This window comes from Paraoerskovia marina DSM 21750 (assembly GCF_000701465.1).
GTDB lineage: Bacteria > Actinomycetota > Actinomycetes > Actinomycetales > Cellulomonadaceae > Paraoerskovia > Paraoerskovia marina.
In genome coordinates this window covers 519,362-543,261 of sequence record NZ_JNIY01000004.1, presented here as the reverse complement: position 1 = coordinate 543,261, position 23,900 = coordinate 519,362, and the positions used below count along the sequence as shown (strand labels likewise).

23 protein-coding genes and 1 tRNA gene are annotated in these 23,900 nt (G+C 70.6%); 14 read left to right on the top strand and 10 right to left on the bottom strand.

What is annotated here, in order from left to right:
- Positions 1 to 54 precede the first annotated feature (54 nt).
- Together Q343_RS0108615 and Q343_RS0108610 are read left to right on the top strand one after the other, a co-directional pair.
- Positions 55 to 127 (top strand) — tRNA-Arg (locus tag Q343_RS0108615).
- A gap of 79 nt (positions 128 to 206) precedes the next feature.
- Positions 207 to 851 (top strand): CYTH domain-containing protein, encoded by a 645-nt coding sequence (locus Q343_RS0108610; RefSeq protein WP_029253177.1) that lies wholly within the window; start codon positions 207 to 209, stop codon positions 849 to 851.
- On the opposite strand, the gene Q343_RS0108605 is transcribed toward Q343_RS0108610, so the two are convergent.
- The 3 genes from Q343_RS0108605 to Q343_RS0108595 all read right to left on the bottom strand — a co-directional run bounded on the left by Q343_RS0108605 (position 848) and on the right by Q343_RS0108595 (position 4,301).
- Positions 848 to 1,711, bottom strand: coding sequence for a M15 family metallopeptidase (locus Q343_RS0108605; protein ID WP_052367028.1), 864 nt, complete (start codon positions 1,709 to 1,711; stop codon positions 848 to 850). The two genes, Q343_RS0108610 and Q343_RS0108605, sit on opposite strands and share 4 nt — an antisense overlap.
- A gap of 203 nt (positions 1,712 to 1,914) precedes the next feature.
- A complete protein-coding gene (locus tag Q343_RS0108600) occupies positions 1,915 to 2,976 on the bottom strand; it encodes a hemolysin family protein (protein WP_029253175.1) in 1,062 nt (353 codons plus the stop codon).
- Positions 2,973 to 4,301, bottom strand: a complete 1,329-nt coding sequence (locus Q343_RS0108595) for a hemolysin family protein (protein WP_211248987.1) — start codon at positions 4,299 to 4,301, stop codon at positions 2,973 to 2,975. Before Q343_RS0108595 ends, Q343_RS0108600 begins: the two co-directional genes overlap by 4 nt.
- 112 nt (positions 4,302 to 4,413) lie before the next feature.
- Here Q343_RS0108595 and Q343_RS0108590 point away from each other — a divergent pair, with 112 nt between their 5' ends.
- The 3 genes from Q343_RS0108590 to Q343_RS0108580 all read left to right on the top strand — a co-directional run bounded on the left by Q343_RS0108590 (position 4,414) and on the right by Q343_RS0108580 (position 10,329).
- A complete protein-coding gene (locus Q343_RS0108590; RefSeq protein ID WP_029253173.1) occupies positions 4,414 to 5,133 on the top strand; it encodes a response regulator transcription factor in 720 nt (239 codons plus the stop codon).
- A gap of 1 nt (position 5,134) precedes the next feature.
- On the top strand, positions 5,135 to 6,262 hold the full coding sequence (locus Q343_RS0108585; protein ID WP_052367027.1) for a HAMP domain-containing sensor histidine kinase: 1,128 nt from the start codon (positions 5,135 to 5,137) through the stop codon (positions 6,260 to 6,262).
- Between the two features lie 257 nt (positions 6,263 to 6,519).
- Entirely contained in the window at positions 6,520 to 10,329 is a 3,810-nt protein-coding gene (locus tag Q343_RS0108580) for a multifunctional oxoglutarate decarboxylase/oxoglutarate dehydrogenase thiamine pyrophosphate-binding subunit/dihydrolipoyllysine-residue succinyltransferase subunit (RefSeq protein WP_029253171.1), read from the top strand.
- Positions 10,330 to 10,445: 116 nt separating this feature from the next.
- On the opposite strand, the gene Q343_RS0108575 is transcribed toward Q343_RS0108580, so the two are convergent.
- Complete coding sequence (locus tag Q343_RS0108575) at positions 10,446 to 11,324, bottom strand: bile acid:sodium symporter family protein (protein ID WP_029253170.1); 879 nt, start codon at positions 11,322 to 11,324, stop codon at positions 10,446 to 10,448.
- Positions 11,325 to 11,423: 99 nt separating this feature from the next.
- Between Q343_RS0108575 and Q343_RS0108570 the strand changes: the two genes are divergently transcribed.
- Entirely contained in the window at positions 11,424 to 12,785 is a 1,362-nt protein-coding gene (locus Q343_RS0108570) for an arylsulfatase (protein WP_029253169.1), read from the top strand.
- Positions 12,786 to 12,792: 7 nt separating this feature from the next.
- Here Q343_RS0108570 and Q343_RS0108565 read toward each other — a convergent pair whose 3' ends face one another.
- Positions 12,793 to 13,788 carry an aldo/keto reductase gene (locus tag Q343_RS0108565; protein WP_029253168.1) on the bottom strand — a complete coding sequence of 332 codons (996 nt, stop codon included), beginning with the start codon at positions 13,786 to 13,788 and terminating at the stop codon, positions 12,793 to 12,795.
- A 70-nt stretch (positions 13,789 to 13,858) separates the two neighbouring features.
- Between Q343_RS0108565 and Q343_RS0108560 the strand changes: the two genes are divergently transcribed.
- The 3 genes from Q343_RS0108560 to Q343_RS15750 all read left to right on the top strand — a co-directional run bounded on the left by Q343_RS0108560 (position 13,859) and on the right by Q343_RS15750 (position 15,672).
- Positions 13,859 to 14,770, top strand: a complete 912-nt coding sequence (locus tag Q343_RS0108560) for an aldose 1-epimerase family protein (RefSeq protein WP_029253167.1) — start codon at positions 13,859 to 13,861, stop codon at positions 14,768 to 14,770.
- A gap of 75 nt (positions 14,771 to 14,845) precedes the next feature.
- Positions 14,846 to 15,454 (top strand): GDSL-type esterase/lipase family protein, encoded by a 609-nt coding sequence (locus Q343_RS0108555; RefSeq protein ID WP_029253166.1) that lies wholly within the window; start codon positions 14,846 to 14,848, stop codon positions 15,452 to 15,454.
- A gap of 143 nt (positions 15,455 to 15,597) precedes the next feature.
- Positions 15,598 to 15,672: a 50S ribosomal protein bL37 gene (locus tag Q343_RS15750; RefSeq protein WP_407946483.1), complete on the top strand. Its 75-nt coding sequence runs from the start codon at positions 15,598 to 15,600 to the stop codon at positions 15,670 to 15,672.
- A gap of 75 nt (positions 15,673 to 15,747) precedes the next feature.
- Here the strand turns inward: Q343_RS15750 and rsrA are convergent, their stop codons facing one another.
- Together rsrA and Q343_RS0108545 are read right to left on the bottom strand one after the other, a co-directional pair.
- The gene (gene rsrA / locus Q343_RS0108550) at positions 15,748 to 16,071 is read right to left on the bottom strand and encodes a mycothiol system anti-sigma-R factor (protein WP_029253165.1); all 324 of its coding nucleotides are present in this window, start codon (positions 16,069 to 16,071) and stop codon (positions 15,748 to 15,750) included.
- Entirely contained in the window at positions 16,071 to 16,874 is an 804-nt protein-coding gene (locus Q343_RS0108545; RefSeq protein WP_345940095.1) for a sigma-70 family RNA polymerase sigma factor, read from the bottom strand. The genes rsrA and Q343_RS0108545 overlap by 1 nt, the downstream gene beginning before the upstream one ends.
- 84 nt (positions 16,875 to 16,958) lie before the next feature.
- Between Q343_RS0108545 and Q343_RS0108540 the strand changes: the two genes are divergently transcribed.
- Genes Q343_RS0108540 through hisN form a run of 5 tightly spaced genes read left to right on the top strand, consistent with a single transcriptional unit; the run spans position 16,959 to position 21,262 of the window.
- A complete protein-coding gene (locus Q343_RS0108540; protein WP_029253163.1) occupies positions 16,959 to 17,504 on the top strand; it encodes a ferritin in 546 nt (181 codons plus the stop codon).
- Positions 17,501 to 18,073 (top strand): DoxX family membrane protein, encoded by a 573-nt coding sequence (locus Q343_RS0108535; RefSeq protein ID WP_155990685.1) that lies wholly within the window; start codon positions 17,501 to 17,503, stop codon positions 18,071 to 18,073. Before Q343_RS0108540 ends, Q343_RS0108535 begins: the two co-directional genes overlap by 4 nt.
- Positions 18,074 to 18,131: 58 nt before the next feature.
- Positions 18,132 to 19,445: a 3-phosphoshikimate 1-carboxyvinyltransferase gene (gene aroA, locus Q343_RS0108530; protein ID WP_029253161.1), complete on the top strand. Its 1,314-nt coding sequence runs from the start codon at positions 18,132 to 18,134 to the stop codon at positions 19,443 to 19,445.
- Positions 19,445 to 20,479: a ribosome small subunit-dependent GTPase A gene (gene rsgA, locus Q343_RS0108525; protein WP_029253160.1), complete on the top strand. Its 1,035-nt coding sequence runs from the start codon at positions 19,445 to 19,447 to the stop codon at positions 20,477 to 20,479. The genes aroA and rsgA overlap by 1 nt, the downstream gene beginning before the upstream one ends.
- Before the next feature lie 3 nt (positions 20,480 to 20,482).
- On the top strand, positions 20,483 to 21,262 hold the full coding sequence (gene hisN / locus Q343_RS0108520) for a histidinol-phosphatase (protein ID WP_029253159.1): 780 nt from the start codon (positions 20,483 to 20,485) through the stop codon (positions 21,260 to 21,262).
- A 53-nt stretch (positions 21,263 to 21,315) separates the two neighbouring features.
- On the opposite strand, the gene Q343_RS0108515 is transcribed toward hisN, so the two are convergent.
- From Q343_RS0108515 to Q343_RS0108505, 3 genes are read right to left on the bottom strand one after another with little or no spacing between them, the layout of a single operon-like run.
- Positions 21,316 to 21,834: a DUF6912 family protein gene (locus Q343_RS0108515; protein WP_029253158.1), complete on the bottom strand. Its 519-nt coding sequence runs from the start codon at positions 21,832 to 21,834 to the stop codon at positions 21,316 to 21,318.
- A 4-nt stretch (positions 21,835 to 21,838) separates the two neighbouring features.
- The gene (locus Q343_RS0108510) at positions 21,839 to 23,182 is read right to left on the bottom strand and encodes a CpaE/TadZ family protein (protein ID WP_211248986.1); all 1,344 of its coding nucleotides are present in this window, start codon (positions 23,180 to 23,182) and stop codon (positions 21,839 to 21,841) included.
- Entirely contained in the window at positions 23,179 to 23,826 is a 648-nt protein-coding gene (locus Q343_RS0108505) for a glycoside hydrolase family 127 protein (RefSeq protein WP_029253156.1), read from the bottom strand. The genes Q343_RS0108510 and Q343_RS0108505 overlap by 4 nt, the downstream gene beginning before the upstream one ends.
- Between the last annotated feature and the right edge of the window lie 74 nt (positions 23,827 to 23,900).

The window sequence follows — 23,900 nt, the reverse complement described above, 5'->3', positions numbered from 1 at the left end:
ATGGGCGACCTCCAAGAACTGGTATCGTCATCCATCGCGTCCCCCGGGACGCAGGCCCTCGTAGCTCAGTGGATAGAGCGTCCGCCTCCGGAGCGGAAGGTCGTAGGTTCGAATCCTATCGAGGGCACCCGCAGCACAGCATCGTGCAGAGCACCGCACACCGAGCCGGCACCGGCCGGGCCGGCTCCCGAGCGCGAGGAGCCAGCGTGACGGACACCGGGTACGGCGACTTCGAGTTCGAGCGCAGATTCCTCCTCCGGCACGTACCCCGCGACCTCGTCGCCGACGTCACCCCCTCCCTCGTCGTCCAGAGCTACTTCCTCGCCGACGAGGGATACGCGCTCCGCGTCCGCGTCCAGGCGACCTCGACGGGAGCCGTCCTCGACAGCACGTCGGACCCGCTCGAGGTCCTGGCCGAGCACGCGGAGGCCATCGACTTCTGCACCCTCACCGCCAAGGGGCCGACCGCCGGCGGCACCCGGTACGAGGCGGAGCGCGAGCTCGACGTCCTCGTCGGCCTCGAGATGGTGCGCCGCAGGGGCCGCCGGATCGTCAAGAACCGCTACGCCGTCTGGCTCGGCGAGGACGGGTGGGTCGTCGACGAGTTCGGCGGCGCGAACCACCCGCTGGTGATCGCCGAGTGCGAGCGGTCGGGTCCCGTGACCGACCTCGAGATCCCGCAGTTCTGCACCACCGAGATCACCGACGACGTCCGGTTCGGCAACGAGTCGCTCGCCTGTCGCCCCTACGCGTCCTGGGCCGCCGACCATCTGCGGCAGCTCGACGCCGACGGACCTCAGTACCGCCAGGACTTCGGCGAGAACTCCACGCTCCGCGACGGGAGTAGCTAGCCGCCCATCTCCGCGACGCCGGCGGCGAACTCGAAGTGCCACGGCTCGTACGCCCCCGACCCGCCGGCCTGGGCCCAGTCCGGGTTCTCCCAGCCGTAGGTCTCCGAGTTCTCCCTGATCCAGCCGTAGATCTCGCTGTTCGAGGTCTCCTCGCCGCAGAGGTCGATCGCGAGCCCCCAGCCGTGCATCGACGTCCCCGGACGCGCGGCGAAGCCGGCGCGCGTGTAGGCGAGCGTGTACTGCTCGCTCAACGTCCGGTAGCTCGCGACGAGACAGATGTTCCGCCCGAACTTTGCCGTGAACGCCTCGTTCATCGCGGCGAGCGCCACGGCCGCGTCCGACCGGAGCCGGTCACCGTCGTCCCAGAGGTCGCAGAGGCCGTGATCGCTGAGGTTCCCGTTGGTCCCCGCCGGCCGGACGTCGGCGTCGCACCCGGGGAGGATCTCGCGCTCGACCGAACGGCTCGCGCTGGTCGACGCCGAACGGGGCGCGGCAGCCACGAACTGCGAGGTCCCGGCGGACGACGACCCCGCCTTGACGACGTCGAGCGTGCTCGGTCCTCGATCGCCGCTGAACGGTGCGGCGCTCGCGGAGCCCTCACCGCTCCCGCTCGTGAGCGGCATGGCAATGGTGGCGGCGGCGAGCGTCGAGAGCACGACGGCCCGTGACGCCCACCGGTGGTTCTGCGAGAGCGGGGCGCGCTGCGCGGTCCGGGACCGGGAAGGCTCCGTCGAGCGACGTGCCGGTGCTGCGGGGGCGGCCTGCGAGGCCGGCGCCCTCCGAGAACGGGTCGCTCCCTGCGCCTCACGCAGCTCGCGTCGGGTGGGAAGTGCGGTCCGTGAGTCCACGTTGGCGGTCACGCCTCACCTCCCCTCGCGACGGTGTCGCTCTCGACCTCGTTGGCGACCCTGCGGGCCCATCTGGCGGGAACACTAACCAATAGCCACGGGGAAGCCAAGTCTCGTCCACAGGCCGCCGACGAACCGCGCCAGAGACCTGCGTCACACCTTGTTCAACGGTGCGTCAGGCGCCCGCGACGTCTCGAAATGCGGTCACCACCGGGTCACTGCCGAGATCCGGACGACCCGTGACGACCCCGCTGCATCGCGTCGCGAACCTCGCCGACGAGCTCCTCGAGGATGTCCTCCAGGAACACCACGCCCTGGACCCCGCCGACCGCGTCGACCCGGGCCAGGTGGGCACCGGAGCGCTGCATCGCACGGAGCGTGTCCTCGACCTCGGCGTCCGGCGTCGAGGTGGCCAGCGCGCGGACGCGCCATCCCGGGATCGGGGCCAGCCGTGCGTCGTCGACCGCGTACAGGACGTCCTTGACGTGCAGATATCCGACGATCTCGCCGCGCGCGTCCTCGACCGGGAATCGCGAGTAGCCCGTCCTGGCGACCATGCGCTCGACATCCGCGGGGGTGCACCCCTCCGCGACCCGGACGAGCTCGTCCACGGGGACCATGACGTCGGCCGCGGTCCGCTCGGAGAACTCGATCGCCCCCGCGAGAAGACCCTGCTGGTCCTGGAGGACGCCCTCGTCCCGCGAGTGCTGCACGATCGACTGGACCTCCTCCGCGGTGAACGTGGAGGCGACCTCGTCCTTCGGCTCGACGCCGGCCAGCCGGACCACGTGGTTCGCGACCCAGTTCAGCGCGACGATGATCGGCGCGACGACGCGGCCGATCATCACGAGCGGCGGGCCGAACCAGAGCACGGCCTTCTCGGGCGAGGCGACGGCGAGGTTCTTCGGGACCATCTCGCCGAGCACCACGTGCAGGTAGACGACGATGCCCAGCGCGAGGACGAACGCGATCGGGTGCACCCAGGCCTCACCGACCCCGATCGCCGCGAGCGGCTTCTCGATCACATGTGCGAGAGCGGGCTCCGCCACGATGCCGAGACCGGTCGAGCAGACCGTGACGCCGAGCTGTGCGCAGGCCAGCATCAACGACACGTGCTCCATGGCCCACAGAACGGTCTTCGCCCGGCGGCTGCCGGCGGCGGCCAAGGGCTCGATCGAGGCACGGCGTGCGGAGAGGACCGCGAACTCGGCACCGACGAAGAAGGCGTTGCCCGCCAGCAGGAGGACCCCGATCGTGATCGCGACACCGGTGCTCATGATCCGTCCTCCTCAGGCACCGGTGCGGGGGTGACGCGCAGTCTCTCGACCCGTCGCCCGTCCATCGCCTCGACCCGCAGGAGCACTCCGGCCTCGTCGACCTCGTCGCCGACCCGCGGCACGCGTCCGAGCCTCTCCATGACGAGACCGCCCAGCGTCTCGTAGGCGTTCTCGTCGGGTACCACGACTCGGGTCGTCTCCTTCAGCTCGTCGGGGCGCAGGACCCCGGGGACGATCCAGGTCCCGTCGGTCGCACGGACGACGCCGGAGCGCCGTGCGTCGTGCTCGTCGGCGACGTCGCCGACAAGCTCTTCGACGACGTCCTCGAGAGTGACCACACCCGACGTTCCCCCGTACTCGTCGACCACCACGGCCATCTGCAGACCGAAGCCTCGGAGCTCGACGAGGAGCGGGCCGACGCCGACGGTGTCCGGGACCCGCGGCGCGTCGACCATCAGCGCGGCCGCCGGGACGTCGTCGCGACGCTCGTAGGGCACGGCGACGGCACGACGCAGGTGCACGAGCCCGACGACGTCGTCGCGGTCCTCGCCGATCACCGGGAAGCGCGAGTGGCCCGTCCGTCGGGCGGCGGCCACGACGTCGGCGGCCGTGTCGTCGCGGGTCATCACGACCATCCGCATGCGGTCGGTCATCACGTCCACGGCGGTCAGCTCGTCGAGGTCGATCGTGTTGGTCAGGAGCGTGGCGACCGACACGTCGAGCGTCCCCTCCTCCGCCGACCGGCGCACGAGCGCCGCCAGCTCGGTCGCGGACCGGGCGCCCGAGAGCTCCTCCCGCGGCTCGACGCCCACGCGTCGCAGGAGTGCGTTCGCCGAGCCGTTGAGCACCCCGATCAACGGCCGGAAGACCTTGGTGAACTGGCGCTGCGCCGGTACCGCGACCCGAGCCGTGGCGTAGGGCGTCGAGAGCGCGAAGTTCTTCGGGATCAGCTCGCCGAAGAGCATCGAGAAGGCGTTGACCAGGATGAGGGCGATCACGCCCGCGAGGACGCTGCCGACACCGACGCTCAGTGCCGTGCTCTCCAGCGGCCCGGAGACGAGGGCGGTGAGCGCCGGCTGGGCCGTGTAGCCGAGCAGGATCGTCGTGATCGTGATGCCGACCTGCGCGGAGGACAGCTCCGTGGACAGGTGCTTGAGCCCTGCGCGGACGGATCGGTCGCGGCGGTCGGGGCCGCCACCGTTGGCACCGTCGGCGTCGACGACGGCGGGGTCGAGGGTGACGAGGGAGAACTCGCTCGCGACGAACACGGCGGTCCCGGCGGTCAAGAGCACCCCGAGCGCGACCATCAGCCATTCGGTCAGCACGAGGTGCTCCGGAGATCTCGGTACTTTCGTTTCATGATGGGAGAGATCGTATCGGTCGACGCACGCGTCGTCCTCCACGCGCTCCCCGCACTGTTGTGCCACTCTAGTTTCCATGTCAGACACCACTGGGAGCCAGGCCAGCAAGCCGGCCACACTGCTCGTCGTCGAGGACGAACCGACGATCGCCTCAGCCATCGCGCAACGCCTGACCGCCGAGGGCTGGCGGGTCGAGGTCGCGAACGACGGACTCTCCGGTGTCGAGGCCGCGCTGCGGCTGCATCCTGACGCGATGATCCTGGACGTCATGCTCCCCGGGATCGACGGTCTCGAGGTCACGCGGCGCGTGCACGCGCAGCACCCGGTGCCGATCCTCATGCTCACCGCGCGCGACGACGAGACCGACATGCTGATCGGCCTCGGCGTCGGGGCGGACGACTACATGACGAAGCCGTTCTCGATGCGCGAGCTCGTGGCGAGGATCAAGGCGCTCCTGCGCCGCGTCGAACGCACGTCGCAGGCGGCCTCGGACCCGACCGACGAGCCGCCCCTGGTGATCGGCGACGTCACGATCGACCGCGCCCAGCGCCGCGTGTTCCGCGCCGGGGACGAGGTGCACCTGACGCCGACGGAGTTCGAGCTGCTGGTGATGCTGGCCAGCTCGCCCAAGACGGTGCTCACGCGCGAACGCCTGCTGGCCGAGGTCTGGGACTGGGCCGACGCGTCCGGCACGCGGACCGTCGACTCGCACATCAAGGCCCTGCGCCGCAAGCTCGGTGCAGACCTGATCCGTACGGTCCACGGCGTCGGCTACGCGTTCGAGCCTCCGGCCTGACGTGCCCGCCAACGGGACGCCCGGCGCCCGCCGTCACACCCTGCCCGACGTCCGACCGCTCGACCGGTTCGGGTCGATCAAGGTCAAGCTCGGCGTCGTCGTGGCGGCATCGGTGCTGCTCGGGGTCTTCATCACCTGGATCGGCCTGCGCAACGACCTGGGCCCCTCCCGGACGCTCCCCCTGGCCATCGGCGTCTCGCTGCTCCTGACCGGACTGCTCTCGCGCGGAATGACGTCGCCCCTGCGCGAGATGACGACCGCCGCCCAGGCGATGGCCGCCGGGGACTACTCGCGCGAGGTTCACGCGACCAGCCACGACGAGGTCGGCCAGCTCGCCGTCGCCTTCAACATGATGGCCGACGACCTCGCGTCCTCCGACCGGGTACGACGGGAGCTGATCGCGAACGTCTCGCACGAGCTGCGCACCCCGGTCGCGGCACTCCAGGCCCAGCTCGAGAACCTCGTCGACGGCGTCACGGAACCGACGCCGGCCACGCTCCAGGGCGCGCTCGACCAGACCGAGCGGCTCACGCGGCTCGTCTCGTACCTGCTCGACCTCTCTCGGATCGAGGCGGGCGCGGCCGAGCTCAACATCTCCCCGGTCCTGGTCGGCGACTTCCTCGAGGACAGCGCCAGCTCGCTCTCGATGACCGAGGCCGGCAAGGACCTTCGATACGTGGTCGACGTCTCGCCCGAGGACCTCGTCGTGGACGCGGACCGCGAGCGACTGCGCCAGGTCGTCACGAACCTCGTCCACAACGCGATCCGCCACTCCCCCCAGGACGGCGAGATCCGCCTCGAGGGCTATGCGGACCAGACCGCGGAGGGCGACGTCGTCGTCATCGAGGTCATCGACCAGGGCCCGGGCATCGCGGAGGCGGACCGCGAGCGGATCTTCGACCGGTTCGTCAGCGGGACCAACCAGATGCCCCGCCCCGGTCGCGCGAGCGGCGGGACCGGGATCGGCCTCGCGATCGTGCGGTGGGCGGTCGACCTGCACGGTGGGCAGGTCGAGGTCGCGGACAGCAGCGACGGTGCGACCATGCGGGTCACGCTGCCGGCGCACCGCCCCGCGGCAGGTCTCCCTGCCCACCTCGACGGGGGCGACACGAGAGAACCGCAATTGTGACCTTCGTCACAGTCCTTTACGTCATGGCGGCCGCCATACCCGGCCATGGCACCGGAGTGACCGATCGGGGATCACTCTCTATCGAGTCGCCACACCTCCGTTACCCGCTCTTGGCATGCGCCCGCGACGCCCGGATCGGAGCCACCGCGCGGATGGCCAGGGCCTGACGAGGGCCTAGGCTGGGAGGGTCCCGGCTCTGAGCCGGGCACCGTCAGGTTTAACCCGTTCGACCCGTGGTGAAGGTGGGCGATTTTCGCGTGTCCCCGAAGGCTGAGTCAGAGTCGATCAGCAGCGTCGGCTCCGTGTTCGGAGCGAACGAATGGCTGGTCGACGAGCTCTATGAGCAGTACCTCAAGGATAAGAACGCGGTCGACCCCGCGTGGTGGGACTTCTTCGCGGACTATCGGCCCACGGAGCGCCCCGAAGGCAAGGGAGCAGCGGTGAACGGGACCTCGGTCCAGTCGTCACAGGACGACGCGGCAACCAGCGAGTCGGACGCCGAGCAGGCACCGCAGGCCGTCCGGGACGGGTCGGCCGCCGCCGAGGCCGCGCAGAAGCCGGCAGCACCGGCCGTACCAGCGGACCCCGAGGTCAACGCCGCCGTGCACGCCGTGACGGAGTCACGCCCGGTCGCCACCGCACAGCCCGCGACCGCGCCGTACGCGCAGTCCGCGCGTTCGCGCTCGACGACGCCGGACGAGGACCTCAGCGACGACGTCACCAAGCTGCGCGGCCCCGCCGCCCGCGTCGTGACGAACATGGAGCAGAGCCTCGAGGTCCCGACCGCCACGTCGGTGCGCGCGATCCCGGCCAAGCTCATGGTCGACAACCGCATCGTCATCAACAACCACCTCGCCCGCGGTCGTGGCGGGAAGATCTCGTTCACCCACCTGATCGGGTACGCGCTCGTCGAGGCGCTGGCCGAGATGCCGGTCATGAACGCGTCCTACACCCAGCTCGACGGCAAGCCCGCGGTCAACCAGCCGGCCCACGTCGGGTTCGGGCTCGCGATCGACCTGGCCAAGCCGGACGGCTCGCGCCAGCTGCTCGTCCCGAGCATCAAGAAGGCCGAGACTCTCGACTTCGCGCAGTTCTGGACGGCGTACGAGGATCTCGTGCGCAAGGCTCGCGGGTCGAAGCTGACCGTCGCGGACTTCCAGGGCACGACGATCTCGCTCACCAACCCCGGCGGGATCGGCACGGTGCACTCGGTGCCGCGCCTGATGCCCGGGCAGGGCACCATCATCGGTGTCGGCGCGATGGACTACCCCGCCGAGTTCGCGGGCGCCTCGATCGAGCGCCTCTCCCGGCTCGCGATCTCGAAGGTCCTGACGATCACGTCGACCTACGACCACCGCATCATCCAGGGCGCCCAGTCCGGCGAGTTCCTGAAGATCATCGGCAACAAGCTCGTCGGGCTCGACGGCTTCTACGACCGGGTCTTCACCGCGCTGCGCATCCCCTACGAGCCGGTGCGCTGGGTCCGGGACAACACCGTCGACGCCGAGGTCGAGGCCGCCAAGCCCGCCCGCATCGCCGAGCTGATCCACTCCTACCGCTCGCGCGGCCACCTGATGGCCGACACGGACCCGCTGACCTACCGTCAGCGCAAGCACCCCGACCTGGACATCCAGAACCACGGGCTGACCCTCTGGGACCTCGAGCGCCGGTTCCCGACGGCAGGGTTCGGCGGGAAGTCCACGGACTCCCTGCGCGACATCCTCGGGCTGCTGCGCGACTCCTACTGCCGCTCGATCGGCACGGAGTACATGCACCTCGCCGACCGCGAGCAGCGCCGGTGGCTGCAGGAGCGGCTCGAGTCCGGCTACGCGCGGACACCGCGCGAGGACCAGCTCCGCGTCCTGCGCAAGCTCAACTCCGCCGAGGCGTTCGAGACGTTCCTGCAGACGAAGTTCGTCGGGCAGAAGCGCTTCTCGCTCGAGGGCGGCGAGTCCGTCATCCCGCTCCTCGACGCGGTGCTGTCAAAGGCCGCCGAGAGCGGGTTGGACGAGGCGTGCATCGGCATGGCGCACCGTGGACGACTCAACGTCCTGGCCAACATCGCCGGGAAGAGCTACGCCCAGATCTTCGCGGAGTTCGAGGGCAACCTCGACCCGAAGAGCGTCCAGGGCTCGGGCGACGTCAAGTACCACCTCGGTACCGAGGGCACCTTCACCGCCGAGTCCGGCGCGCAGACCCAGGTCTACCTCGCCGCGAACCCGTCGCACCTCGAGGCCGTCGACCCCGTGCTCGAGGGAATCGTGCGGGCGAAGCAGGACAAGATCGACCTCGGCGGCGACGGGTTCTCCGTCCTGCCGATCCTGATCCACGGTGACGCGGCGTTCGCCGGCCAGGGCGTGGTGCCCGAGGTCCTGAACCTCGCGCAGCTGCGCGGCTACCGCACCGGCGGGACGATCCACGTCATCATTAACAACCAGGTCGGGTTCACCACGGGCCCGTCCTCGGCGCGGTCGACGACGTACTCGACGGACGTGGCCAAGGGCTACCAGGTGCCGATCTTCCACGTGAACGGGGACGACCCCGAGGCGTGCGTCCGCGTTGCCGAGCTGGCCTTCGCGTTCCGCGAGCAGTTCGACACCGACGTGATCATCGACATGATCTGCTACCGCCGCCGTGGCCACAACGAGGGCGACGACCCGTCGATGACCCAGCCGCTGATGTACAACCTCATCGAGGCCAAGCGCTCGGTCCGCAAGATCTACACCGAGAACCTCGTCGCCCGCGGCGACATCACCGTCGAGGAGGCCGAGGCGGTCCTCAAGGACTACCAGGCACAGCTCGAGCGCGTCTTCTCGGAGACGAAGGAGGGTGGATACACCCCGCCCGCCAAGTCCGAGCCGATCGCCGGCCTCGAACGCCCCGAGTCGCAGCGCGAGGACGCCGGCACGATGGTCGGCTGGCAGACCGCCGTGCACCCGAGCGTGCTCGAGCGCGTCGGCGCGGTGCACGCGGCGCCCCCCGAGGGCTTCACGGTGCACCCGAAGCTGGCACAGCTGCTCGAGAAGCGGCACAAGATGTCGTCGGACGGCAACATCGACTGGGGCTTCGGCGAGCTCGTCGCGTTCGGCTCGCTCCTCATGGAGGGCACGCCGGTCCGGCTCGCCGGCCAGGACTCGCGCCGCGGGACCTTCGTCCAGCGCCACTCGGTGCTGCACGACCGCGAGACCGGCGCCGAGTGGACCCCGCTCCTGTACCTGTCCGGCGACCAGGCCAAGTTCTGGGTCTACGACTCGTCGCTGAGCGAGTACGCCGCCCTCGGCTTCGAGTACGGCTACTCGGTCGAGCGACCCGACGCCCTCGTCCTGTGGGAGGCGCAGTTCGGTGACTTCGTCAACGGGGCGCAGACCGTCATCGACGAGTTCATCTCCTCCGCCGAGCAGAAGTGGCGTCAGAACTCCTCGGTCGTCATGCTCCTGCCGCACGGCTACGAGGGCCAGGGCCCGGACCACTCGTCGGCCCGGATCGAGCGCTTCCTCCAGCTGGCGGCGCAGGACAACATGATCGTCGCGCAGCCGTCGACCCCGGCGTCGTACTTCCACCTGCTCCGCCGGCAGGCGTACGACCGGCCGCGTCGCCCGCTCGTGGTCTTCACGCCGAAGCAGCTCCTGCGTCTCAAGGCCGCCGCCTCCCAGGTCGACGACTTCACGTCGGGAACCTTCCGGCCGGTCATCACGGACGACGGCGTCACGCCCGCGAACGTGGACAGGGTCCTCCTCTGCTCGGGCCGTGTCTACTACGACCTGCTCGCGGAGCGCACCAAGCGCAAGGACGACAGGACCGCGATCGTCCGTCTCGAGCAGCTCTACCCGCTCGACGTCGACGCCATCCGCGCCGAGATCGAGAAGTTCGGTACGGACAACGTGGTCTGGGTGCAGGACGAGCCCCAGAACCAGGGGCCGTGGTCCTTCATCCACATCAGCCTCCCGGACGACCTCCCGCAGGTGCAGGTCGTCTCACGTCCCGCCTCCGCGTCGACGGCCGCGGGGACGGCGAAGAAGCACCAGGCCCAGCAGGCCGTGCTGATCGAGCAGGCCTTCGCCCGCTGACGCGCGTCACCACCTGAACGGGGCCCGGCCGAGAGTTCTCGGCCGGGCCCCGTCGGCGTTCGTGGGAACGTCGCCCGCCTCGGCGTCCGGGGCGGGCGCCGACGACGTGGCGCAGACTACGCCGCGGACTGCGCGAGTCTCGCCTCCTTGCGCCCGACGAACGACGAGACCGGCAGACCGACCACGATCTGGAACAGCAGGATCGCGGTGATCGCCCCGAGGATCTCCGGGTCGTTGTCGAACGCGATCGCCACCGCGGCGAAGGCAGGCCCGGAGTTGCTGCACGGCTCGATGAGTGCGGTGGACCACCGGGTCTCCCGCGATCCCGACGACAGGAACCAGCCGAGGGCGATCATGACCACGGATGCGACGATCGCCGCGAGAACGACTCCGGTCCCGAAGAGGTCGACGACGGCGTCCCAGCTGCCCAGGAGTGCGCCGGCGAGCACGACGAGGAACGTCTGGCTCGAGACCTTGCCGGTGAAGGCTCCGAACTCCGCAGCCTGGTCCGGGGTCCAGTGGCGGGTGAGCACGCCGATGACGAACGGCAGGAGCTGCAGCAGTGCCACGGTGAGGATGAGCTGTCCCACCGGGAGCGAGACGTCGTCCCCCAGGTCCGCCGCCCCGATGATCAGGTTCGCCGTCGGCGCGAACGTGAGCGAGCCGATCGCCGCCATCATCACCTGGAACACGGCACCGGTCTGGACGTCCGCCTTCGCGGTCATCACCAGCTTCGCGCCGAAGGGCGCGCCCGGACAGCTCCACAGCAGGACCATCGCCACGTAGGCCGGGACCGCCAGGGCGAACACCTCGGCCACACCCCAGCCGACCAGAGGTCGGAGGACGAAGGCCACGAGCAGCACGAAAACCACCAGACTGGTCTTGGACAGCGCTGCGCGCAGCTGCTCGAACGTCGTGTTGAAACCTGCCGTGAGCATCGTGGTGACGATAAAGATCGTCAGAACGATATTGAACAGACCTGCGATGACGTCCATATCTCTCCCTCGTCAACTCTCGCACCTCGGCATTTGTCGTTACAGTAGCGAACGACGGGCGATCGTGAGGGTCGACCGCACGAACGAGGGATTTTCGCCATGGCAAAGCGCCCAAATGTTCTCTATTTCCATGTCGACAACATCAGCACGGGTGACATCAGCTGCTACGGCGGCGGGGTCGGGATCGGCGCCCGGACACCGCGCGTCGACGCGTTCGCCGAGACCGGCCTGCGGCTGACCAACTACAACGTCGAGGCCCAGTGCACGCCCACCCGCTCGGCCCTGATGACCGGACGCCACTCGACGAGGACCGGCTGCACGTCGGCACTGCCCGGCAGCGGGCTCGTGGGGTGGGAGGTCACGGTGGCGAGCCAGCTCAAGACGCTGGGATACCGGAACGCGATCCTCGGAAAATGGCACTGCGGCGCCGAACCGGGCCGCTACGCGACCGACCACGGGTTCGACTACTGGTACGGCATCGAGGGCACCTGGGACGAGTCCATGTGGCCCGACGACAAGTTCTTCCGGGCGACGGACCTCGAGCCGTCCTACGTCATCGAGTCGCAGGCGCCCGGCCAGATGCGCAAGGTCAAGGTGCTGGACCGCGAGGTCCGGCGCGACATCGACCTCGACTTCCTCGAGAAGGGAAAGCAGTGGATGACCGACTCGGTCGACGCCGATGAGCCGTTCTTCCTCTACTTCAACCACTCGAACATGCATTTCCCGACACTTCCCCGGAAAGAGTTCATCGGGAGCTCGGACGGCGGCCAGGTCGCCGATTGCATGCAAATGCTGGACGCGGACTTCGGCACGCTTCTCGACCATCTCGACGAGCTCGGTATCCGCGACGACACGATTATCGTCTTCGCGGGCGACAACGGGCGCGACACGACGTTCCACGCACCGAACAACCGCAGCGCCGAGGGCACCTGGAAGGGCGGCTACTTCTCGACCTACGAGGGCAACAACCGCACAGCCTGCGTGGTGAGCTGGCCCGACCACCTGCGCACGGGTGCGACCGACGAGATGATGCACGTCGTCGACTGGTTCCCCACGCTGCTCTCGCTCATCGAGGCGGAAGACCTCGTCCCCGAGGACCGCGTCCTCGACGGGGTGGACCAGTCGGCGTTCCTCACGGGCCGGCAGGAGGAGTCGAACCGCGAGCACTTCCTGATGTTCTTCGACCAGCTCCAGGTCGGTCTGCGGTGGCGCAACTTCAAGGTGTTGACGCACCGCGTGGTCGACGGCACGGCACCGATCGAGCAGCTCGCGACGCCGCACATCTACAACCTGACCGTGAACCCGGACGAGGACACCCCGTACAACTACAGCGAGGTCCACAGCTGGGTGCTCTACAAGGTCTTCGGCAAGATCGCCAAGGAGTACCAGGAGTCCCTGGAGGGCGACGCGGTGCCGAAGGGTGCCCCGGTCGACTACGTGCCGGAGAGCGCGAGGCGCTGACGCAGCGCTACCACCGGTCGTGGACAGCCGCGCGGATGCGGCGGTCGTAGATGTCCCGGACGCCGCGCGTGAAGCCGGCGCCGAGCACCACGTCCCCACGACCGGCGGTCGCGTTCGCGCGGGCCTGGTCGACGTCCCGCGCCCCCGGGATCACCGTGGAGACACCTGGCTGCTGCCAGAGCCACATGATCGCGGCCTGCGCGGGGCTCAGGCGGTCGCCCACGGTGTCCTGCACCAGCGCGGTGAACTCGACGGCGGCCTCGACGCCCTCGTCGAAGGGCACGCCCGAGAACGTCTCCCCCACGTCGAACGCCTGGCCGTCCCGGTTGAACGTGCGGTGGTCGTTCTCGGCGAAGGTCGTCTCCCGGGTGTACTTGCCGGACAGCAGGCCCGAGGCCAGGGGCACGCGCGCGATGATGCCCACCCCGGCGGCGGAGGCTGCGGGCAGCACCTCCTCGAGCGGCTTGAGCCTGAACGCGTTGACGATGATCTGCACGCTCGCGACCCCGGGCCGCGCGATCGCCGCGAGCGCCTGGTCGACGGTCTCGACGCTGACGCCGTAGGCGGCGATCGCCCCCTCGTCGCGCAGGGTGTCCAGGGCGTCGTAGGTCGCGTCGCTCTCGATCGTGGCGCTCGGGGGGCAGTGCAGCTGCACGAGGTCGAGCCGGTCGACCCCGAGGTTCGTCCGCGAGCGGTCGGTCCAGGCCCGGAAGTTCGCCAGCGTGTAGTTCTCGGGCTCCTGGTCCACCCGGCGGCCCATCTTGGTCGCCACCGTCGCCGTCCCGGGGTGGTCGGCGAGCCATCCACCGATGATCTTCTCGCTGCGTCCGTCGCCGTAGACGTCCGCGGTGTCGAAGAACGTGACACCCTCCTCGGCCGACGCGTCGAGAACGGCGCGGGCGTCCTGCTCGCTCACGTCGCCCCAGTCGGCACCCAGCTGCCAGGTGCCGAGTCCGACGACGGAGACGGCGCGTCCGGTTCGTCCGAGGTTGTGGTGTTCCATCACGCGCTCCTTTGTTTGATGACTGCTCATATGCACGATACGACGTGACGGCGCGCTACCGTACTCAGTCGTGACCGTCTTCCTGCCGTCAGGCCTCCAGCTCCCGATCTCCTTCGGGGACCAGCACGCCGTCGTGACCGAGGTCGGCGCCGCGTTGCGCAGCTACACCTCGGCGGGTGCGGACGTCGTCGTGCCCTTCGCCGAGACCGAGCTGGCGCCGGCCTCGCACGGCGCGGTCCTGCTCCCCTGGCCGAACCGGTTGGGCGACGGCACGTACGAGTTCGACGGCGTGCGGCACCAGGCTCCCGTGAACGAGACCGCCCGGACGACGGCGCTGCACGGGCTCGCGTGCTGGGTCCGGTGGTCCGTGGCCGAGCACACGACGTCGTCGGTCACCCTGGCGCTCGACCTCGCCCCGCAGCCGGGCTACCCCTTCGGGCTGAGCGCGCAGATCTCCTACACGCTGGCCGACGACGGACTGACGGTCGAGCTCCTCGCGACGAACACGGGGACGGGTGACCTGCCGTACGGGTCCGGGTTCCACCCGTGGCTCTCGCCGCAGGGCGCGGACCTCGACGAATGCACGCTGCGGCTCGACGCCGCCACGCACGTCACGGTGGACGAGCGGCTGCTCCCGACCGGGTCCGAGCCGGTCGCGGGAGACTTCGACCTGCGCACACCCCGTGTGCTGGCCGACCTCGACCTCGACGACGCCTGGTTGGACCCGGCGAGGGACTCGACGGGTCGCTCGCGCGCAGTGCTGACGCGGCCCGACGGCTCCGGCGCGACCGTCTGGGCCGCCGCATGGGCTCAGGCGTGGCAGGTCTGCACCGGCGACCACGTCGGCGACACGTGGAGCCGCACGGGCGTCGCCGTCGAACCGATGAGCTGCATCGCCGACGCCTTCCGCACCGGCGACCTCCTCGTCCGGCTCGCGCCCGGCGAGTCCCACGTCTCGACGTGGGGAATCACGCCGCACTGACGGCGGTCCGCGCGCCCTGCGCGCGCGAGTCGACGCGATGGCGGAGAATGTGGCCGGAGCGACGGAGGAGAACACGTGGGTGGACAGGAACTACGGATCTGCGTCGTCGGCGACGAACTGAGCGTCGGCGTCGGCGACCCCAAGGGCCTGGGGTGGACCGGGCGAGTCATGGCACGGACCCGGTTCGAGGGCACCGCCATGTCGTTCCCGCTCGCCGTCCCGGGAGAGACGACCACCGGACTCAGCCAGCGCTGGGAGGTCGAGTGCGCACCCCGGTTCGGCCCCGAGGCCGAGACCGACAACCGTCTCGTCGTCGCCCTGGGTCGGCACGACGCCAGCTCTGTCCTCTCCGTGGCGCGTTCGCGACTCAACCTCGCCAACATCCTCGACGTGGCCGACTCCCGTCGGATCCCGGCCTTCGTCGTCGGGCCGCCCCCGGGTCTGTCCGAGGACGCGGACCGGCTCGCCGAGCTCAGCAGCGCGTACGGTGACGTCGCCGCACGGCGTCGCGTGCCGTACGTCGACACGTTCACCCCCCTGGCCTCGCACGAGCAGTGGCACGCCGACCTCGCGCAGAACGGCAACCTCCACCCGGGCCAGGCGGGCTACGGGCTGATGGCGTGGCTCGTCCTGCACACCGGATGGCACGAGTGGCTCGGCCTCCCCGAGGACACCCCGAGCTGAGCGACCGCGCCCCGTGCCCGACCTGCGTGACACGACCGCGGACAGATGTGGGACCATAGGGTGATCAGATCCCAGACATGCGTGATGGGGTCGCCCTGCCCGCGGTGAATGTCGCCGCGGAACGATCCCTGAAGGAGAACGACATGAGCAAGCGTGGACGCAAGCGTCGCAGCCGTCGCGGGAACGCCGCCAACCACGGCAAGCGCCCCAACGCCTGAGGCATCCGCCGCTGCGCGGCGAACGACGAAGGGTCCGGACCGTCTGGTCCGGACCCTTCGTCGTTCGCGGCTCGGTCAGCCCTCGTCGACCACGTACGTCGTCGTGACCGACAGCTGAGCCCGGATCCTCAGGTGCAGGCTCTCCGGGGCCTGCTCGCTGCACGAGCGGCGGACGAGGCTCTTGACGAGTTCCTCGGCGCTGAGCTCGGCCAGGCACGGGGCGCAGTGCGCCATGTGAGCGCGCATCCTCGCCTCGTCGTCGGCCGTCATCTCCGAGTCGAGGAACTCGTACAGGTGCCCGATCGCGTGCTCGCAGTCCGACTCGCTGCCCGTGGCATGAGGGATCGGCGTGACGACACGGATGTCGTCGCCCCCGACCCGACGCTCGGTCTTGTCCATCACAGCTCTCCTCCGGATTCCTTCGGACTCACCAGTCCGCGCTCGACGGCGTAGTCGGCGAGCAGCTCGCGCAGCTGGCGACGCCCGCGGTGCAGCCGGGACATCACGGTGCCGATCGGCGTGCCCATGATCTCGGCGATCTCCTTGTACGGGAACCCCTCGACGTCGGCGTAGTAGACGACCATCCGTCGGTCCTCGGCGAGCTCCTGGAGCGCGCGCTTGACGTCGGAGTCCGGGAGCCCGTCGAGCGCCTCGGCCTCCGCCGAGCGCAGGCCCTGCGAGGTGTGCGACGCGGCGCGGGCGATCTGCCAGTCCTCGATCTCGTCCGCCTGGGACTTCTGCGGCTCGCGCTGCTTCTTGCGATACGTGTTGATGAACGTGTTCGTCAGGATGCGGTAGAGCCACGCCTTGAGGTTCGTGTGCGGCTTGTACTGGTGGAACGCCGCGAACGCCTTGGTGTAGGTCTCCTGCACCAGGTCCTCCGCGTCGGTCGGGTTGCGGGTCATCCGCATCGCCGCCGAGTAGAGCTGGTCGACGTACTGCATGGCGTCACGCTCGAAGCGCACGGCACGCGCCGCGGCGTCCTCCGCCTCGGGTGCCCGGTTCGGGTCGTCGCCGAGCTCGATCTGCGTAGCGCCCTCAGGGCGGTCGTCGTCCGTCATCAGCAACGAGCCTAGCCCGAGGACGGGCCGGGCGTGCTCCGAGGCGCCCCGGCGTGCGGGCAGCGTCACGACGACCGCCGGATCCGCGTTCGGGTCGACGAGGGCCGGCGGCCGCGCTGGGTTCTTCGTCGTCTGTCTCACGTCGGGTCTAACGGCAGGGCATCCGTGCATATTCCGTGGGCGCGCCAGGATGTGAGTGCCGGACGGCGTCGCTACCGTGGGGGCATGAGCACCCCTGAGAACACCTCGCGGTACGTCACGCTCCTCCGGGAGCAGGTCGGGCACGAGCTCGACGCCCACCAGCAGTACGTGGCGATCGCCGTCTGGTTCGACGCCAACGACCTGCCCCAGCTCGCGGCGCACTACTACCGCCAGGCGCTCGAGGAGCGCAACCACGCGATGATGATCGTGCAGCACATGCTCGACCGGGACATCCCCGCGGTCATCCCCGGCACGTCGGCCGTGCGCAACGACTTCGGCTCGGTGACCGAGCCGATCGCGCTCGCCCTCGCCCAGGAGCGCGAGGTGACCACCCAGATCGAGGCGATCTTCCGCGCGGCGCGCGAGGAGGGCGACGCCCTCGGCGAGCAGTTCATGCTCTGGTTCCTCAAGGAGCAGGTCGAGGAGGTCGCCTCGGCGACCACGCTGCTGGCCGTCGCAGAGCGAGCCGGCGGCAACCTCTTCGACCTCGAGAACTTCGTGGCCCGCGAGACCATCGGTGACGGCGGCGAGTCGGCCGACGCACCCGCAGCAGCCGGAGGTGCACTGTGATCCTGCGCCGCATCGCACGACCGATGCTCGCGAGCTGGTTCGTCTACAACGGCGTCCACGCGGTCACCCGGCCTCAGGAGCACCTGGCCGCCGCCCGCGCAGGCACCGACCTGGTCGGCTCCCGCGTGGCGACCGACACCGAGCTCACGGACAAGCAGCTCACGCTCGTTGTCCGGGCGCACGGCGCCGCGGTGGCGCTCGCCGGGACCACCCTCGCGCTCGGCGTGGTCCCCCGCACCTCCGCCCTCGCGCTCGCGGCGCTGAACCTCCCCCTCGCGGTCGTGAACGAACCGCTGTCGAACGGGCCGCGGCCACGGTCGGAGCGCACCCCGGAGTTCGTCCGTGCGGTCGGCGCCATCGGCGCCGCGCTGATCGCCGGGGCCGACTACGAGGGGCGCCCGGGTGTGCAGTGGCGGATCGCGCAGGCTCGCAAGGACCTCTCGACCTCCGTCGAGCTCGCCGGCAAGGACGCCCAGATGGCCGTGCACGCGGCGACGGACTCCGTCAAGGACTCGGGCCGCCGCGCGGCCCGCCGCGCCAAGAAGGCCGTGCACGCCACGGGCGTCTGACCGTCCGTCCCGACGGGCCCGGCGGAGGGTCTCGTCGACCATCCACTAGATTGGCGGCATGACTTCGCAGCCCGTGCAGACGGACCACCTCGCCGCCGACACTCCGCTGTGGGCGGCCCCGTCCACCGCTCGGGCGGTGGACGCGACCGTCGAGGTGCCCGGCTCCAAGTCGCTGACCAACAGGCTCCTGGTCCTCGCCGCGCTGGCCGACGGGCCCGGCGTCCTGCGCGGTGCCCTGCGGAGCCGCGACGCCGACCTCATGATCGCGGCCCTGCGCGCGCTCGGGATCGAGATCACCGAGGGCGACGAGCCCAGCACGCTGCACGTTCGGCCGGGTCGGCTGCACGGCGACGTGAGCATCGACTGCGGCCTCGCCGGGACCGTCATGCGGTTCGTCCCGCCGATCGCGGCGCTCGCCGACGGCGCCGTGCACCTCGACGGCGACGAGGGCGCCCGGGTTCGACCGATGGGTCCTGTGCTCGACGCGCTCCGCGGGCTGGAGGTCGGCATCGACGACGACGGACGCGGACTGCTGCCGTTCACCGTCGCCGGGACCGGGCACGTCACCGGCGGATCCGTCGACGTCGACGCCTCGGGCTCCAGCCAGTTCGTCTCCGGGCTGCTGCTGGCCGGTGCACGGTTCGACGACGGCCTCACTCTTCGTCACGTGGGCGACACCCTTCCGAGCAGGCCCCACATCGACATGACCGTCGAGACCCTGCGGGCGGCCGGTGTCGCGGTCACCGTCTCCGACGACGAGTGGCGGGTCGAGCCCGGGCCGATCACCGCGCGCGACGTCCGGGTCGAGCCGGACCTCTCCAACGCGGCGCCGTTCCTTGCTGCCGCCCTGGTCGTCGGCGGGACCGTGAGGATCCCGGGCTGGCCGACGTCGAGCACCCAGCCCGGCGCACAGCTCCCCGAGATCCTGACCCGGATGGGAGCGACGACGTCGCTCGAGGGCGGTGTGCTCACGGTCACCGGTACGGGCACCGTCCACGGCATCGACGCGGACCTGCACGCCGTGGGCGAGCTCGCACCCAACATCGCCGCCCTTGCCGCGCTCGCCGACTCCCCGAGCCGCCTCCGTGGGATCTCGCACCTCCGCGGTCACGAGACGGACCGCCTCGCGGCGCTCGAGAACGAGATCAACGGACTTGGGGGACGGTGCACGCAGACCGAGGACGGGCTCGTCGTCGAACCGGCCGCGCTGCACGGCGGGACCTTCCGCACCTATCACGACCACCGGATGGCGACCTCCGCCGCGATCCTGGGTCTGCGCGTTCCCGGCGTCGAGGTCGAGAACGTCGCGACGACGGCGAAGACCCTGCCGGACTTTCCGCAGATGTGGGTCGACATGCTCGGCAGCCGCTGATGGCTTCCCGACTGCGCGACGAGTCGGACTTCCGCGAGCGTCCCAACAAGCGTGGGTCACGCCCGCGCACGAAGATCCGCCCGGAGCACGCCGACGCGCGCACCGGGTTCGTCACCGGGGTCGACCGGGGTCGCTACACAGCCCTCGTCGACGAGGGGACGCCGGACGAGCGTGTGGTCGTCGCGATGCGCGCCAGGGAACTGCGCCGCGACCGCGTCGTCTGCGGCGACCGGGTGGATCTCGTCGGGGACACGAGCGGGGACGACGGATCCCTCGCGAGGATCGTCCGCATCCAGGAGCGCGACACCGTCCTGCGGCGGACCGCCGACGACACCGACCCCTACGAGCGGATCGTCGTCGCCAACGCCCACCAGCTGATGATCGTCACGGCGCTCGCCCGCCCCGAACCGCGGGAGGGGATGATCGACCGCGCCGTCGTCGCAGCGTACGACGCCGGGATGTCGGTGACTCTCTGCCTCACCAAGGCCGACCTCGCCGACCCCGCGCCCCTCCGTCAGAAGTACGAGCCGCTCGGCGTGACCGTCATCGTCACGAGCATGGACGACCACGACAGGTCTATCGGACCGCTCGGACCGGTGCGGGACCAGCTCGACGGGAAGATCTCCGTGCTGGTCGGGCACTCGGGCGTCGGCAAGTCGACGCTCGTCAACGCCCTCGTCCCCGACTCGACGCGTGCCACCGGCCACGTCAACGACGTCACCGGCCGAGGCCGGCACACCTCGACCTCCGCCGTGGCACTGCGACTGCCCGACGGCGCCGGCTGGGTCGTCGACACGCCCGGCATCCGTTCCTTCGGCCTCGCTCACGTGGAGCCCGACCGGGTGCTCGCCGCCTTCGACGACCTCGCGGACGTGTCCGTCGACTGCCCCCGGGGATGCACCCACGCCGTCGAGGCGGTCGACTGCGCGCTCGACGCCTGGGTCGACGCCGCCGCACCGGACGAAAGGGAGAATCGGTCCGTGCGTGTCGCCTCGTTCCGCCGCCTCATGGCGGCTCGCACCGCTACGGTGTGAGGCATGCCCTCGTACGACGACGACCTCCGCCTCGCCCATGTGATCGCCGACCAGGTCGACTCGCACACGTTGGCACGGTTCAAGGCTCTCGATCTCAGCGTCGAGACCAAGCCGGACAACACGCCTGTCACCGACGCGGACCGGGCTGCCGAGGAGATGATCCGCTCGACCCTGTCGCGGGCACGCGGGCGTGACTCGATCCTCGGTGAGGAGTTCGGGTCCGCGGGTCACGGCTCGCGGCGGTGGGTCGTCGACCCCATCGACGGCACCAAGAACTTCGTCCGCGGCGTCCCGGTCTGGGCGACACTCATCGCTCTCGTCGACGAGGGCGAGCCCGTGGTCGGACTCGTCTCGGCACCCGCGCTCGGCCGGCGCTGGTGGGCCGCGCAAGGATCCGGTGCATGGACCGGCCGTTCGCTCCCGAAGGCCACCCGGATCCAGGTCTCGGGGGTCAAGGAGCTCGGCGACGCGTCGCTCTCGTACGCCAGCCTCGGCGGATGGGAGGAGGCGGGCAAGCTCGATGCGCTCGTCGACCTGACGCGCGACTGCTGGCGCACCCGCGCCTACGGGGACTTCTGGTCCTACATGCTCGTCGCCGAGGGTGCGGTCGACATCGCCACCGAGCCCGAGCTCGAGCTCTACGACATGGCGGCACTCGTCCCGATCGTCACCGAGGCGGGAGGACGATTCACGAGCCTCGACGGAACCCCCGGGCCTTTCGGGGGGAACGCCGTGGCGACCAACGGCCTGCTGCACGACGCAGTTCTCGAACGCCTCGGCTGAGGCCGATCCTCAGGGTGTCAGCCGCTGATCGACGGCGATCGGCGCGTCCGCACCTACTCCGACGGGATGTCCGCGAGCTCGCTGCGGTCGTACCAGAGCAGACCGCGTTCACCGAGCCGGTCCAACGCCCGGGCCAGTGCCTCGTCGTCGTCCGTGTCGACCGCCGCGATGACGGCCTCGACGTCGACGGACGCGCCCGGCTCGTCGACGTGGGCGCAGACGATCTCCACCTCGGGGACCGTCTGCACGATCTCGACCGCGCTCGGTGCCGGTGCGTCGTCGGGCGTGTCGTCGGTCGGGACCACTCCGATCACGCGGACAGCCTCGTCCGGCACCTCGACGGTGACGACGACTCGCTGGCGGGGCACGTCCCCCAGCCCCGCGATGAGCGCCAGAGAGTCGTCGGCCGCCTCGAGGGCCGCGACGAACTCCCATCCCTCCAGGTCTTCGTCGGGCTCGGACTCCTGCAGCGGAGCGGTCACGGCGTGCGCCGCGCGGGGCTCGATGGTCCACAGCGGTGCGGAAGCCGCGTCGAGCAGCTCGTCGAGGGTCGTCGGAACGTAGAGGCGCATGACCTCAGTCTGCCAGCATCGGCGACGCGGCGACGTCCGTCCAGTCCGGGGCGGCCACCCCGGCCGTCGCGGCCGCCGCGTGGACCGCGGTGCCGGATCGTGCGATGGCGAGCGAGCGCACGCGAGCTGCGAGCGTAGACATCGCCTTGCGCGCCGGTGCGTTCGGCGCAGCCTCCAGCAGGACCCGACCCTCCAGCATGGCCCGGTCCAGGGCCGGCCGGTCGTCCGGCAGGACGAGAACGTCGTCGGCCCCCGCGAACCGTGCGAGGAGACCCTGCACCGCCGCCTCCGCCCCCTGGCCGCTGACCGAGGAGCGCACCCGGTTCGCGACCACGACTCGTGCAGCCGTCATCCCGAACCCCGACTCCGTCAGGTCGTCGAGCGCGCGGACGAGACGCTGGACCCCGACCGGCTCCCCGGAGCCGGTGACCACGACGACGTCAGCGGCCCGCAGTGCACTGATCGTCGCCGCGTTCCGCTGCGGAGCCCGCGTGTCGTAGGTGAGCTCCTCGTCGTGCTCGATCCCGAAACCGCAGTCGATCACCACGTTGTCGACCAGTCCGCGCGCGACGTCCCAGACCGCGTCGAGCGACGGACCGGGCAGCTCGGGCCACCGTTGCGGACGGGCGATACCCGTCAGGACGTGCATCCGCGGCCGGACCTGGAGGACGATCTCGCCCAGCGCCGTCCGATCGAGTGCGCCACGACCCGCCAGGCGTGCAGCCTTGACGAGGCCTGGAGACTCCTCGAGCAGTCCGAGGTGCTGAGCCACCGACCCGCCGTAGGTGTCCGCGTCGACGACCATCGAGGACGACGAGACCGTGACGACACCACGCCGACGGCGCCGCGACGGCGGCTCGGCGAGCTCGGCAGCCAGGTTGACGGCGACGGTCGTCCGGCCCGGGGCCCCGGTCGGCCCCCACACGGCGATCACGGCGCCACGACGGGCAGGGACCTGCGCGCGCGGCCCCGGCTCGGTACGGCCCGGGGCCTCGTTCAGCGACGCGCGCCGGATCGCGTCGACGACGGACGCCGCCGGAGAAGCGTCGCAGACGACGTCGACGCCGGTCGCCCGGGCCGCGTCGGCGGCTGCCCCGGACTCGGCGGCGGCGACCACACGGACCCCGACGTCGTGGAGCGCCGCGACACTCTCGCGATCGAGTCCACCCGGCCCCGCCGGAACCAGCGCCACCTCACCGGCGCCCGCGACCGCGGCGGCAATCAGCTCGGCACGGTCGGCACACCTCCGGGTGACGGCCGCACCGGAGGACGGTTCGGCGATCGCCTCGACGACGGCAGACTCGGCCCGGCCGCGCAGCATGCACAGGACGGTGATCGGTGCTGTCACCGCGATCCTCCGACCGGTACGACGGAGACCACGCCGTCGGTCGCCAGGGCGGCGAGAGTCTTGTCGAGCACGTCACCGGGAACCAGGACGTGCAGGGTGGTGGCACCACCCACCACGAACGCGCCCCCGCCGTCGTCCACGGCGTCGACGACGGCGCCCTCCACGAGCACCCGCGGCTCTGCACCGCCCTCGTCGCCCTCCGGGACGAACCAGACGTCCACCGGCGCGCCCACGACCACCCGGTCGCTCAACGCATCGGTGACCGTGAGCGCGACCGGTCGCACGTCGACCGCGCCGGCGTCTCCGAGCGCCGAGCTCGGCAGAAGCTCACCCGCCCCGACGGTCCGGATCGCGATGGTGTCGACGACCTCGTCGCCGTCAGCCCGGACGTACAGATCGAGCTGGTCCGCGCCGAGCCGGACGTCCTCCACCCGGAGCTGGTCGACGTCGACCGAGTCGCCTGCGGTGAGCACGCGCGACGCCGCGTAGACCGGAACCGTCTCACCTGCGCTCGACACGGCCCACGACCCCGCGAGGACGGACAGCGCGACCAGCAGGATGCCGACGAGCAGGCGGGGATCCCGCCACCCGGGACGGCGCAGTCGTGGTGCGACGGCTGTGGGGCGTTCCGCGGTGGTCGTCATGATGCTCCATGGGTCGGTGTCTCGGTCGGGACATATCCTGCCGTTTTCGGACAGCTCGCGTCAGACGCCTGTGG

Bases quoted from the DNA above. Each gene is read 5' to 3' on its own strand.
- Q343_RS0108590 (WP_029253173.1), top strand. From the start codon at position 4,414: ATGTCAGACACCACTGGGAGCCAGGCCAGCAAGCCGGCCACACTGCTC.
- Q343_RS0108515 (WP_029253158.1), bottom strand. From the start codon at position 21,834: ATGCGCCTCTACGTTCCGACGACCCTCGACGAGCTGCTCGACGCGGCT.
- Q343_RS0108505 (WP_029253156.1), bottom strand. From the start codon at position 23,826: ATGACGACCACCGCGGAACGCCCCACAGCCGTCGCACCACGACTGCGC.
- hisN (WP_029253159.1), top strand. From the start codon at position 20,483: ATGCCCTCGTACGACGACGACCTCCGCCTCGCCCATGTGATCGCCGAC.
- Q343_RS0108565 (WP_029253168.1), bottom strand. From the start codon at position 13,788: ATGGAACACCACAACCTCGGACGAACCGGACGCGCCGTCTCCGTCGTC.
- Q343_RS0108600 (WP_029253175.1), bottom strand. From the start codon at position 2,976: ATGAGCACCGGTGTCGCGATCACGATCGGGGTCCTCCTGCTGGCGGGC.
- aroA (WP_029253161.1), top strand. From the start codon at position 18,132: ATGACTTCGCAGCCCGTGCAGACGGACCACCTCGCCGCCGACACTCCG.
- Q343_RS0108570 (WP_029253169.1), top strand. From the start codon at position 11,424: ATGGCAAAGCGCCCAAATGTTCTCTATTTCCATGTCGACAACATCAGC.
- rsrA (WP_029253165.1), bottom strand. From the start codon at position 16,071: ATGGACAAGACCGAGCGTCGGGTCGGGGGCGACGACATCCGTGTCGTC.
- rsgA (WP_029253160.1), top strand. From the start codon at position 19,445: ATGGCTTCCCGACTGCGCGACGAGTCGGACTTCCGCGAGCGTCCCAAC.
- Q343_RS0108575 (WP_029253170.1), bottom strand. From the start codon at position 11,324: ATGGACGTCATCGCAGGTCTGTTCAATATCGTTCTGACGATCTTTATC.
- Q343_RS0108540 (WP_029253163.1), top strand. From the start codon at position 16,959: ATGAGCACCCCTGAGAACACCTCGCGGTACGTCACGCTCCTCCGGGAG.